The sequence below is a fragment of the Corallococcus sp. 4LFB genome (assembly GCF_046520365.1).
In the GTDB taxonomy this organism is placed as follows: Bacteria; Myxococcota; Myxococcia; order Myxococcales; family Myxococcaceae; genus Corallococcus; species Corallococcus caeni.
This window is the reverse complement of sequence record NZ_JBKGHJ010000346.1, coordinates 1-9,558: the sequence shown is the minus strand read 5'-3', so window position 1 is coordinate 9,558 and position 9,558 is coordinate 1. Positions and strand designations below refer to the sequence as shown.

The window sequence follows — 9,558 nt, the reverse complement described above, 5'->3', positions numbered from 1 at the left end:
CGGAGGCACCGCCTACCTCGTCTACCCCCGGGACTGGCCGGTGCCCGCGCTGTAGCGGCTCCTTCCGCGCGCGGCGGGGCTTGACGCTCTGCCACGCCAGCGCCGGGAGCGTGGCGCGCATCCACTCGGGCTCGAACACGCATCAGCGACGGATGTCGACACGTACGGGGTCGGGATTCCGCGGGGCATGCGCCTGCGGGACGGGGAGTTCGTCGGCCCCACCTGGGCCAGGATCACCTGGGCGGCGCAGGGCCAGAGGCTGGAGCTCACCCGCCTGGATACCCGGCTCACGTCTCACGGAGTCCAGGGCGTACGGCCGCTGCGGAAGGAGGAGCTGGAGACCCTGAAGGTGAAGCCGCTCGAAGTGCTCCTGGGCCCACGGACGAAGGCCGCGGATCAGCAGCTCAAGTCCTATTACTGCCTCCAGCGCTCCGTCGGAAACATCCCGGCCGAAGCAGTCACCGCCCATGCCGCGTTCTTCGAGTGGCTGGGCTGTGGGCCCCAGGCTTCCGCTCCGGCCACCTGCTCAACCCGCTGACCGGGCGAGGACCTCCTCCACCTGTCGTCGACACTCCTCGGCCGAAGCCTCGGGGTTGTAGCCCGCCAGCGCTTCCGCCCGAGTGGGGTAGAAGAGCCAGAGGCTCGCCCACCCATGCCGCCGCGGGTCCCCTGACTCGGACCGCAGCAACTGGAGGATGGGCTCCTCGTACCTCGCCAGGTCCTCACCGCGCCGTGCCAGCTCCGCCAGAATCAGATGGGAGATGTAGTACTCCGCCACCAGGCGCTGTCTCAGCGACGCCGGGGCCGCTCGACGCAGGTCGTTGTCCAGGAACCTCGCGACGAAGAAGGACGGCAGTCCACCGACGCAGTACCCCACCCCCCATCCCACCAGCACGCCCCCGGCGCCTCCCATCCATCCCAGGAGGCCGTGCCCCACGAATGCGCCCACCCCCGCGCCCGCCAGGACCGACAGCAGCCGAAACAAGTCGAAGACGGTGAACACCCGCGATCTCCTTCCCACGAAAGCCCGTGCCGGATTGGCACACCCCCGGGCCGGCCAGGATGACAACCTGACGGGCCGGTGGCTCGCTTCAAGGGGCCTTGCGCTGCACTGGCGCAGGAGCCGGCGCCTTCTTCAGCAAGTCTCCGGCCAGGGTACCGCCGCCGAAGCTCAGGCCCGGCGCTCCCATCAGGCGCGTGGCTAGGGCCGACCCGTGGAACCATTGAACTTTTCCCAGATGGGCATCGTCCTCGGCATCCCGAGGGTCGGCTGACGAACGCGTTCGCCGGAGGTTTCGTCAGCCAGTCCCCGGTCGTCCCTGGGCGGGCGCAGTCCTGCGCCTGGACGCCCCGAAAGCGTGCGCTCCTGGATTCGAACCATCCCCAAAGTCCAGGAGTGAGTCTCCATGATGCGGGTCAAGTCATCCGGTGCAGGCCTGTTGCGCACGTCGTGCACCTTCATCCTCACGTTGCTTTCGATGGGAGTCGCCGCAGGCTGTGCGGGGCCGGAGGCGGAGCCGCAGGACGCAGAGGGGCGGCTGCTGTCCCAGCAGTCGGCGGCGCTGGTGACCTCCGCGGGGGCGGACCCGGCGGTGAAGCCTGGCTTCTCCTGGGTCCCCGCGGTCACGCCGCCCGCCACGCATTGGGTGAACAACGTCACCGGCGACGACTCCCGCGTGACGCCCACCGAGAGCCTGCCCTGGCGGACCATCAAGAAGGCGGTCGGCGCGGTGCCGGCCGGCTCCGTCATCCATGTGCAGAACAGCGGCGTGCCGTACCGGGAGCACGTGCTGCTGTCGCGTGCGGGCTCCGCCACCGCGCGCTTCATGCTCGTCGGCGTGCCGTACGGCACCCACACCGACCTCCCCGAGTGGCGGGACGTGATCGGCGTGCAGCAACCCCAGGTGAAGTTCCTCTCCAGCTACTGGATCGTGAAGGGCTTCCTCTTCAACAAGGTGGATTCCACGCATAACAGCTGCGTGAGGATGTCTGGCTCGGACAATGCGCTCATCGAAGTGCACTGCCACGGTGCCCATGGCGCTCCCGCGGAGCATGCCATCAGCATCGCTGGCTCCAATCAGCTGGTTCGCAAGTCCAAGGCCTACGACAACCTCGCGACGGGCTGCACGAGCAACTGCGACCTCCACGGGTTCAGGGTGGGCCCGGGCTCCAAGCGCATTGTCCTCCAGCAGAATGAGGCGTGGAACAACAGCGGCGACGGGGTGCAGTGCATGGGTTCGGAGAGCGACGCCACGTTGGGGGACGCGGAGGATGTCTGGATCGAGGACCACCGACTCCACGACAACAAGGAGCAGGCCGTCGACATCAAGAGCTGCAACCGGGTGACGGTCGCCGGGACCGACGGCGTGGATGGCAGCAAGTTCTACGCGCAGGCCCCGGGTGGCGCGATGGTCATCCACTTCAAGGCGCGCAACATCCTGGTCGAGAAGACCCGCTTCTGGAACAACAGCCACGGCGTGAACATCGGGGCGTATGGGACCGGCCACGACATCCAGAACGTCGTGCTTCGCCGGAATCTCTTCTTCGATTTCACCATCGACCCGGCGCAGCCAAGCACCCAGTCCGACCCCAAGGGCTACGGCATCCTGATGTCGAAGGTGAACAACGTGGACATCTATCACAACACCTTCGACAACATGCCCGGCGGCGGCATCTACGTGGGCTTCGCCGCATGGACGGGCAGCCTCGTGAATGCCAGCTCCAACGTGCATGTCTGGAACAACATCTTCAACGACGTCTCGCTCTGGGCCATCAAGTGGAGGAGCGCGTACGGCCCCGGCTTCTCCAGCAAGTACAATCTCTATCACCGCGATGCGGGGGCGGCGGTGTTCGACATCAACCACGCTTCGAAGAGCTTCGCGGCGTGGAAGGCGGAGAGCGGGCAGGACACGGTGGGCAGCAGCGAGCAGAGCCCGCAGTTCGTCACCTACCCCCAGGCCAACGACTACTACACGCTGAGCACGTCGCCGGCGCGCAATGCCGCCCTCGACGACACCGGTCAACCGCAGCCGTGTGCCGGCACCCAGGCCCCTCCGGACATTGGCTTCAAGGAGACGTGCACCTAGCCCTTCAGGAGTAACTCGCGCAGGCAGCCCAGTCGGCCATGTCCCCAGCCAGGAGACGTCCCCCGGCGAGGCAGGAGGGATACAGCGGTTCGGCGGATGGCGTGGCGGGTAGCGCATCGTGGTCGTTCGGCCTTGGGCTCGGGCCCAACTGGCCGCCGGAAGCGGGACCGACGTCCGTGAAGTCCAGAGCCCGAAGCCATGCGCTTCGGGCTCTGAAACCACCGGGTCAGCGCTTCAGCCGGAAGGTCGGCGTGCCCACCGCCAACGCCGTCCGGATGGCCTGCACCCCGCCCGCCGTCTTGTCCGCGCCGTAGGTCGTCGTGCCCTGCGTGATTTCAAGCCGGCCCGCCGACGTGAGGAAGCCCACCAGCTCCACCTCATTCGTCGCCGGGCACCCTGCCTTGCACACCGCGAGGTTCGCGGACGGCTGGGTCGTGGGCACGAGGGACTGATTGTGGATATGGACCGATTTCAAGCCCCAGGGGGAGCTGACACGGCGGCCTGGGGAGCCGTAGCGGCCGCGGGCATCACCTCTTCCGGCGTCGTCGCCATGGTGAAGCCATCATGGTAGATGGAGGCCGTCTGCGGGATGGTCGCATCCCGGTAGTAGCCGAGCTGGAGGTAGCCCCCCGTGTCTGGGAAGCGCGTGGCGATGTTGCGCATCGGCACCACCAGCTGGCCGTTGTAGTACAGCTCGATGAAGCCGACATTCGGGTCGGACGACCACTTCACGTGCATCACGAAGTCGTTCCACTGATCCCGGTGCACCGGCTCCTGCCACAGCACCTCGCCCGAGCTTCCTCCGACGCGCATGTTCATCGTGTCGTTGGTGACGAAGAACTCGAGCGGCGGGGAGCCACAGCAGCCGTCATGGTGCCATTGCGTGAACACCTGCCACCGCGGTGAGCTGGGGAAGTCCTGGGGAAACAGGGTGCTCCACTTGTAGTAGAACTCGGAGCCGTCCGGCTCATAGGTGCCTTGGACCAGCTCGTTGCGATTGCCGCTGGCATTGATGGGTTTGTCTCCCGGCTGGACGGTCACCTTCAGCGCTTTGTTGCCATCCCGTACAAGGTCGCCCTGCACCTGCATGCGGTCCGGAGCAACAGCCCAGGTCTCGCTGTACTGAGTCAGGTCGCCGGTCTCGAAGTCTCCCTTCCAGACAACGGAGGCCTGGGCAACGAAGGGGACCAGGAGCGCCAGGGGTGCGAGTTTCAGGAGTCGAAGCATCTTGAGCCTTTGTCCGGGGGTTGAAGAGGACAGACAAAGGAGACCCGCCCGTACTTCCCGCCGGCTCGCGCGCGTCAGCCGAACGCCCCAGCAGGCGCCCCTCCTGGGTGCGCGGCAGGGCCAGCCGTCCGGCGTCCGCCCGCACAGCGGCACCCCCAGGAGGAAGTGGGCCAGACGACAGCGTCAGGAGTCAGCCCGGTGCCAGAGGATGTCCCCACCGGGACCGGCGACGGCGTGCCCTTCACTGCCGACAGGCTCCTCCTTCCCGTCGCACAGGAAGTCGATGCCCGCGGCGTCCTGCGCCGGCACCTTCGCGAGGAAGCGCTCACCGGACGCGCCGCGCCCGACGATGACGCCGAACCTGGCGCTGCCGTCCCGTTCGTACAGCACCGTGTACGTCTCGATGTGGCCGGGGCCCGTGAAGTCCTCCACGAACGGAGGGACGGGGCCGCGCGCGGCGTCCGCTTCCGCCTGAGACTCGAAGGACTGGGGGAGCGTTCCGGCGGGCGGCGGCTCACGCGTGAGCACGAGGCTGTGATTGTGCGTCGCGAAGCCGCCGTTGCCGAAGAGCAGGCCGTGACGCCCCTGCTCGCGCAGCCGCTGCACCATGCTGACCACCGCGTGGCTCATGTAGTTGGCGATGGGGCCTCCGCCGAACGTGAGGCCGCCGAACACGGTGGCAGGCTTCTCCAGCGGCCAGCCCAGCACCCGGCGCGCCATCTTCGGCACGCAGGGGAAGCAGCTGTAGAGCTCCACGAAGTCGAGCGAATCGACGGTCAGCCCGTTCAGCTCCAGCGTGCGTCGCAGGGAGACGGCCATGCTCGGCGAGCGCGCGTAGCCATCCCTCGCCAGGAAGTCCTCCGGTTCGTGCGCGGCCACGCCCCGCCCCACGTACACGAGCCGGTCCTCCGGCACGCCGTGCGCCAGGGCCTTCGCCAGGCTGGTGACGAGGAACCCCGCGCCTTGATTGACGGCGCTGTTCGCCACCATCCGCTTGCAATACGGAAACGCGATGGGCCGGTTGGACGGCGAGGGCGTGACAATCTCTTCCACGGACAAGGGCTCGCGGATCCACGCGCCCGGGTTGCCCGCCGCGACCTGCGAGAACCGCGACCAGATTTCGCCGCTCTCCCGCTGCGCCTCCGCCAGCGTCTGGCCATACGCGGCGCGGCCGGCGTTCTCATAGAGGGGATAGACGTCGACCGGCGAATTGAGGCCGTAGCGCCGCCGGTAGGCCGCGTGCGCCTGGACGCCGATGCTGCTCGCGGCGTTGTGAGCGGCGGGGTGTCCCCGCCGCCAGGGCCGCGCGCCGGGCCGCCGTGCGCAGCGCCTCGCCGCCCACGACCGCCGCGACCTCCGCCGCACCTGAAGCAATCCGGTTGGCGGCTTCATGGAGCAGCCGCACCGGGCTGTCTCCATTGGCCTCCGCCGTCTGCTCGCGGAAGCGCGGCCGGGCGCCCAGCCGCTCCGCCAGCGGGAGCGGCAACGGCCCCATCTGCCGGAAGGAGAGCTGGTCCACCACCGCCAGCGAATCCAGCCGGGAGAGCCAGCCCCCGCCCGCGTCCGTGTCCGCCACCCGGAGCGCGGCCTCCATCAAGCCCAGCGAGTCCAGGCCCCGCAGCGGATCCTCCGGACGGTCGTTGACCTGCCCCACGCCCACGATGACGGGGATCCTGTTCGCGTCCTTCATGCCTCGGCTCCTCCCACGCTGAAGCCTCTCCGGTCAATGCGCCACCAACGGCCAATATTGCCCGGATACAATTGACGCCCATTTATACCCGGGTAATATCCCCGTCATGCCCTCCCCTTCCGTCACCTGGACCGCCTTCGCCGGCCAGCGCCTGCTCGCCTCCGGAACGCCCGCGGAGGTCGTCACCGCCGCCAGGGGCGCGCTCGACGCGGGTGAATCCGAGTCCCTGCTCCTGTTCGACGACGCCACGGGCCGGACGGTGGACTTCCACCTGCGCGGCACGCTGGAGGAGGTGCTCGCCCGCCTCCAGCCCGCGCCAGACCCGGCCGTCGAGTCCTCCGAGCCCCGAGGCCCCGGCCGCCCGAAGCTGGGCGTGGTGGCCCGCGAGGTGACGCTGCTGCCGCGCCACTGGGAGTGGCTGTCCGAGCAACCCGGCGGCGCGTCCGTGGCCCTGCGCAAGCTGGTGGAGGCCGCTCGCGCGAGCAGCGGCGACGCCGACCGCGTGCGCCGCGCCCAGGCCGCCACGGATCGCTTCATGACCACGATGGCCGGCAACGCGCCGGGCTACGAGGAGGCCGCTCGCGCGCTCTACGCGGGCGACCGCACCCGCTTCAACAAGTGGACCCGAAGCTGGCCGGACGACATCCGCGACTGCGCGCGCAGGCTCGCGGCCCCGGCGTTCTCCAAGGAGACGCCATGAATCACCAGTGGGTGCTGAAGTCGCGTCCCCACGATGAGGTCTCCGAGGCGTGCTTCGAATGGCGTCAGGCGCCGGTGCCGACCCCGGGCCCTGGCGAAGCGCTGGTGCGCGTCGTCTGGCTCTCCATCGAACCCACCCAACGCACCTGGCTCAATCCCCACGCGACCTACATCCCCCCCGTCGAGCCTGGCGAGGTCATGCGCGGCGTGGGTGTTGGGCAGGTCATCGAGTCCCGCTCCGAACGGTTGGCCGTGGGGGACTGGGTGACGGGCATGACGGGCTGGCAGGAGTACGCGCTGGCGGGTGACGCGGGCCTCTTCGGCTTCAACAAGGTGCCGGACGGCATCGACCCCAGGGCCATGCTGAATCTCTACGGCGCCAGCGGGCTGACCGCCTGGATTGGCATGACCGACGTGGGCCGCGCGGCCCTGGTGAAACCGTCCTGGTCTCCGGCGCGGCGGGCAGCGTGGGCTCCATCGCGGGACAGGTGGCGCGGCTCCGGGGCTGCCGTGTCATCGGCATCGCGGGCGGTCCTCGGAAGGCCGACTGGGTGACCCGCGTCGCCCGGTTCGACGCGTGCATCGACTACAAGTCCGAGGACGTCCGGACGCGCCTCCAGACGCTGGCCCCGAAGGGCGTGGAGGTCTTCTTCGACAACGTGGGCGGGCCGGTGCTGGAGGCGGCGCTGGACAACCTCGCCGTGCGCGCCCGCGTGGTGCTCTGCGGCGCCGTCTCCTCCGGCTACAAGGACCACGACTACGGCACCACGCCGCGCAATTACATGCAGCTGGCCTTCAAGCGGGCGCGCATGGAGGGCTTCATCTTCCTGGACCACGTCCCGCGCTTCCCTGAAGCCTTCCGCGAGCTGTCCACCTGGGCCGCACGGGGTGAGCTCGTCCTGGCGGAGACCCTCGCGGAAGGACTGGAGCAGGCACCGTCCGCCCTGCGCGGTCTCTTCGAGGGCCGGAACCTGGGCAAGCAGCTGGTCCGCGTCGCCGCGCTTCCGTCGTAGCGATAGCGTGCCACGCGACGCGTCTGTCCAAGGAGTCCCCAGGCGGCGCCTGCCTCACGCCGCCGCGGCCTCGTCCTGGACGACCGGGGCCTCAGGCTCGAACAGCCCCTCGCGGCGCTGATTCAGCCGCGTCTGGAGCTCCTTGATGAGCTGCACGCAGAGGAATGCCACGGCCACGGAGCAGACCGAGGACAGGAGTGACACCACTTCGGTGGTGGTGCTGTCGACCCCTCCAAGCTTGCCATCCAGCAGCTTGCCTTCCGCCCTCTCCAGGATGCGCCCCACGACGTTCACCCCCCACCACAACTGCAGCGGGAGCGCTGCGACGAAGGGCACTCCCCCCAGCCGCTCCGCGATGTCCCTCATCACGTGGTACGGCTTCCACCAGTTGATGACGGGGATCAGCCACATCCAGACCGCACGGGCGGGGGTCATCCCGAGGTCCGCGCCCAGGGCCGCGAGCTGACGGACCACGCGGTGGACCCACATCAGCAGGCAGACCTGCGCGGTGATGCTGACGATGAAGCCCAGGAGCACCACGCCGCTCGCGGCCACCTCCTGGGGCTCCCCCTTGAGCTCCGGGTACAGCAGGAGGTTGAAGAGCAGGCCCAGCAGCGACGTGCCGCCGGAGACGTACTGCGTGACCGTGGCCCGGCGCGCCCGCGCTCGAGAGTCCGGCACCTCCAGCGCGGAGAGCCGCGCGCACTCGCGGCATCGGCCTTCGTCACCCTCGCACGCTGCGCAGGCATACCTCCCACAGCGCTCACAGGTGCGCACCGCCTCCCGCTCGGGATGCTGCGGACACATGGGCTGCGACGCGACGTCCCCCTCGGCGGCGTTGAGCATGAGAGGGATTAGGACCTGCCTTCAATCCTTCGTCAATCCCTCCACCGGAGCAAGACTGGCCCCCAGCCGCCGGAGCCCCTCCGGGACGCGCGCGGCCGGAATGCCGCCATACCCCAACACCAGCCCCGCCCGCGCTCGCGGCCCCGCGAAGTAGCGCGACAGGGTGATGAGCCCGACCCCCGCTGCCCGGGCCCGCGCCACCGTCTCCCGCTCCAGGGCCAGGCCGCCCCGCCGGAAGGTGGCGCTCAGGTGCAGGCCCGCCACGGAGGGCACCACCTGGAGCCAGTCGCCGCAATGGCGTGACAGTCCTTCCGCGACGCGCTCGTGCCGCGCCTCGTACTCCCGCCGCATCTTGCGGATGTGCCGCGCCAGCAGCCCGCTGTCGATGAACCGCGCGAGCGCCGCCTGCTCCGGCACCGGGCTGTGCCAATCCATCACGCGCCGGGCCCACCGCAGCTCCCGCTGGAGCGACGGCGGCGCGACGAGGAAACCCATCCGCAGCATGGGGACCATCACCTTCGAGAACGACCCCACGTAGAGCACCCGTCCGGAGCGGTCCATCCCATGCAACGTCTCCAGGGGCCGGCCGCCGAAGCGGAACTCGCTGTCGTAGTCGTCTTCAATCACCACCACGTCCCGCCGCTTCGCCCACTCCAGCAGCGCCACCCTGCGCGCGGGCGACATGGGCATGCCCAGCGGGAACTGGTGCGACGGCGTGACGTAGACGAGCCGGGCGGCCTCCGGCAGCGCCGCCACGTCCAGCCCCTCCGCATCCACCGGAACAGGCACGACGCGCGCCCCCAGCGACTGGAACACCTGCCGCGCGGGTGGATAGCCCGGCTCCTCCATGGCGACGCAGTCCCCCGGCTCGATGAGCACCCGGCCCACCAGGTCCAACGCCTGCTGCGCGCCATTGGTGACGAGCACGTCCTCCGCGTCCGCGCGCACGCCCCGCGCGAGGCCCACGTGCCGCGCCACCGCCTCCCGCAGCCCCCGG

General features: G+C 69.5%; 12 protein-coding genes. 5 read left to right on the top strand and 7 right to left on the bottom strand.

Translation table 11 applies throughout. The features are described 5' to 3' along the window. Positions 1-187: 187 nt before the first annotated feature. Complete coding sequence (locus ACLEQD_RS29610; RefSeq protein WP_410388640.1) at positions 188-538, top strand: hypothetical protein; 351 nt, start codon at positions 188-190, stop codon at positions 536-538. Here ACLEQD_RS29610 and ACLEQD_RS29605 read toward each other — a convergent pair. Continuing rightward, positions 527-1,003, bottom strand: a complete 477-nt coding sequence (locus ACLEQD_RS29605) for a hypothetical protein (protein WP_410388638.1) — start codon at positions 1,001-1,003, stop codon at positions 527-529. The genes ACLEQD_RS29610 and ACLEQD_RS29605 overlap by 12 nt on opposite strands. A 403-nt stretch (positions 1,004-1,406) precedes the next feature. Here ACLEQD_RS29605 and ACLEQD_RS29600 point away from each other — a divergent pair, with 403 nt between their 5' ends. Continuing rightward, positions 1,407-3,086, top strand: a complete 1,680-nt coding sequence (locus tag ACLEQD_RS29600) for a right-handed parallel beta-helix repeat-containing protein (RefSeq protein WP_410388636.1) — start codon at positions 1,407-1,409, stop codon at positions 3,084-3,086. A gap of 226 nt (positions 3,087-3,312) precedes the next feature. Here ACLEQD_RS29600 and ACLEQD_RS29595 read toward each other — a convergent pair whose 3' ends face one another. The 4 genes from ACLEQD_RS29595 to ACLEQD_RS29580 form a co-directional block, all read right to left on the bottom strand. Continuing rightward, positions 3,313-3,528 (bottom strand): hypothetical protein, encoded by a 216-nt coding sequence (locus ACLEQD_RS29595; protein ID WP_410388634.1) that lies wholly within the window; start codon positions 3,526-3,528, stop codon positions 3,313-3,315. Positions 3,529-3,557: 29 nt separating this feature from the next. Further along, positions 3,558-4,313, bottom strand: coding sequence for a polysaccharide lyase (locus tag ACLEQD_RS29590; RefSeq protein ID WP_410388632.1), 756 nt, complete (start codon positions 4,311-4,313; stop codon positions 3,558-3,560). A 183-nt stretch (positions 4,314-4,496) separates the two neighbouring features. Next, positions 4,497-4,922: a hypothetical protein gene (locus tag ACLEQD_RS29585; RefSeq protein ID WP_410388642.1), complete on the bottom strand. Its 426-nt coding sequence runs from the start codon at positions 4,920-4,922 to the stop codon at positions 4,497-4,499. Between the two features lie 571 nt (positions 4,923-5,493). Beyond that, positions 5,494-6,003, bottom strand: a complete 510-nt coding sequence (locus tag ACLEQD_RS29580; protein ID WP_410388630.1) for a hypothetical protein — start codon at positions 6,001-6,003, stop codon at positions 5,494-5,496. 106 nt (positions 6,004-6,109) lie between these two features. On the opposite strand from ACLEQD_RS29580, the gene ACLEQD_RS29575 reads away from it, so the two are divergent. The 3 genes from ACLEQD_RS29575 to ACLEQD_RS29565 are packed head-to-tail and all read left to right on the top strand — an operon-like array spanning position 6,110 to position 7,715. Continuing rightward, positions 6,110-6,703: a DUF2239 family protein gene (locus ACLEQD_RS29575; RefSeq protein ID WP_410388628.1), complete on the top strand. Its 594-nt coding sequence runs from the start codon at positions 6,110-6,112 to the stop codon at positions 6,701-6,703. After that, positions 6,700-7,257, top strand: coding sequence for a hypothetical protein (locus tag ACLEQD_RS29570; RefSeq protein WP_410388626.1), 558 nt, complete (start codon positions 6,700-6,702; stop codon positions 7,255-7,257). The genes ACLEQD_RS29575 and ACLEQD_RS29570 overlap by 4 nt, the downstream gene beginning before the upstream one ends. Next, positions 7,170-7,715 (top strand): zinc-binding dehydrogenase, encoded by a 546-nt coding sequence (locus ACLEQD_RS29565; protein ID WP_410388624.1) that lies wholly within the window; start codon positions 7,170-7,172, stop codon positions 7,713-7,715. The genes ACLEQD_RS29570 and ACLEQD_RS29565 overlap by 88 nt, the downstream gene beginning before the upstream one ends. A 54-nt stretch (positions 7,716-7,769) precedes the next feature. On the opposite strand, the gene ACLEQD_RS29560 is transcribed toward ACLEQD_RS29565, so the two are convergent. Both ACLEQD_RS29560 and ACLEQD_RS29555 read right to left on the bottom strand, forming a co-directional pair. After that, positions 7,770-8,561, bottom strand: coding sequence for a DUF4328 domain-containing protein (locus ACLEQD_RS29560; RefSeq protein ID WP_410388622.1), 792 nt, complete (start codon positions 8,559-8,561; stop codon positions 7,770-7,772). A 21-nt stretch (positions 8,562-8,582) separates the two neighbouring features. Beyond that, a partial coding sequence (locus ACLEQD_RS29555) for a PLP-dependent aminotransferase family protein (RefSeq protein ID WP_410388620.1) occupies positions 8,583-9,558 on the bottom strand: 976 nt, incomplete at its 5' end.

Coding starts and splice junctions, on each gene's coding strand:
- ACLEQD_RS29610 (WP_410388640.1), top strand. CDS start 188: ATGCGCCTGCGGGACGGGGAGTTCGTCGGCCCCACCTGGGCCAGGATC.
- ACLEQD_RS29600 (WP_410388636.1), top strand. CDS start 1,407: ATGATGCGGGTCAAGTCATCCGGTGCAGGCCTGTTGCGCACGTCGTGC.
- ACLEQD_RS29590 (WP_410388632.1), bottom strand. CDS start 4,313: ATGCTTCGACTCCTGAAACTCGCACCCCTGGCGCTCCTGGTCCCCTTC.
- ACLEQD_RS29585 (WP_410388642.1), bottom strand. CDS start 4,922: ATGGTGCAGCGGCTGCGCGAGCAGGGGCGTCACGGCCTGCTCTTCGGC.
- ACLEQD_RS29580 (WP_410388630.1), bottom strand. CDS start 6,003: ATGAAGGACGCGAACAGGATCCCCGTCATCGTGGGCGTGGGGCAGGTC.
- ACLEQD_RS29575 (WP_410388628.1), top strand. CDS start 6,110: ATGCCCTCCCCTTCCGTCACCTGGACCGCCTTCGCCGGCCAGCGCCTG.
- ACLEQD_RS29570 (WP_410388626.1), top strand. CDS start 6,700: ATGAATCACCAGTGGGTGCTGAAGTCGCGTCCCCACGATGAGGTCTCC.
- ACLEQD_RS29560 (WP_410388622.1), bottom strand. CDS start 8,561: ATGCTCAACGCCGCCGAGGGGGACGTCGCGTCGCAGCCCATGTGTCCG.